The sequence below is a fragment of the Cupriavidus sp. 05T313 genome (assembly GCF_056396665.1).
The window spans coordinates 1-1174 of record NZ_JBFTLX010000521.1 but is presented as its reverse complement, the minus strand read 5'-3'; the positions used below and the strand labels follow the sequence as shown (position 1 = coordinate 1174).

General features: G+C 66.9%; 1 protein-coding gene and 1 pseudogene. One reads left to right on the top strand and one right to left on the bottom strand.

All coding sequences use genetic code 11. The features are described from left to right. Positions 1–215: pseudogene (locus AC1DKD_RS41410) on the bottom strand (hypothetical protein); the annotation flags it as partial. Positions 216–511: 296 nt separating this feature from the next. Between AC1DKD_RS41410 and AC1DKD_RS41405 the strand changes: the two are divergent. Beyond that, positions 512–1174 (top strand): DMT family transporter (locus AC1DKD_RS41405; RefSeq protein WP_477144763.1); only part of this gene is annotated, 663 nt, incomplete at its 3' end.

Here is a 1174-nt window from a genome sequence, read left to right as displayed (position 1 = left end):
GTGCCGCCTGCGGCATAGGGCACGATAAAGCGGATCGGCTTGGCGGGGAAATCCGCGGCGCTGGCGGCGCCGGGCAACCAGCCGGCCGCGAGCGCGGCCGCCGCGGCCACGGCGGCCATCAGCGGGCGGGCGCCATGCTGGCCGGTCCGCGGCGCGCGACGATTGCCGCGGAAGGCGAAGCGAGGGGACACTAGGGAAAGGGGTGCTGCCGTCATGAGTGAATGCTCCTGGTTCTTCTTATTGGGCACGTGTCGCACGCGCCGAGCGGCGAGCTTACGGCAGTTTCAGGATGCCTGCCAGCGGCGCCGTCGCCGCCATCCGGTCGAAACCGGAGCCAGGCAGGAGAGGGTGCGTTGCATGGGGGATTCCTCAAGGAAGGTGACATCGCCCAGCGGCCGCACGCAGGGCAATGGGCGCCGGATGCAGTTGACTCTTTTCGAATACAATGGCTCGCGTCTTCAGCGGTCCGCCTTGCCCTCGGCGGCGCGCGGCCCTTCTATCCGGCTTTCCCGTGTCAGCATCCCAGCTCTCCAGCACCAGCAGCGTGTCTCCCGCCCAGCCGGCATCGCAGCGCGCCGGCCTTGCCGTGGCCGCCGTCGGCGCCATCCTCTTCTCCGGCAAGGCGATCGTCGCCAAGCTGATGTACCGCTACGACGTCGACGCGGTCATGGTCATCAGCCTGCGCATGCTGTTCGCCGTGCCGCTGTTCATGGCCATCGGCTGGTGGCAGTCGCGCCGGCTGCCGGCGCTGTCCTGGGCCGACCGTGGCCGCATCGTCTTCCTTGGCATCATCGGCTACTACCTGTCGAGCTTCCTCGACTTCCTCGGGCTGCAGTACATCACCGCAGGGCTGGAACGGCTGATCCTGTTCCTGACGCCATCCTTCGTGCTGCTGGCCAGCGCGGTGCTGTTCAAACGCAGCATCAGCACCCGGCAATGGCTGTCCTTGCTGCTTGCCTATATAGGCATCGTGCTGGTTTTCGCGCATGATCTCGACGTGAGCGGCAGCGGCGTGTGGCTCGGTGCCGCGCTGGTGCTGGGCAGCGCACTCACCTATGGCATTTACCTGATTGCCTCGGGCGAACTGGTGCAGCGTATCGGGTCGCTGCGGCTCGTGGCCTATGCGATGTGCGTTTCCACCGCCTGCTGCGTGGTGCAATACCTGGTGCTGGGA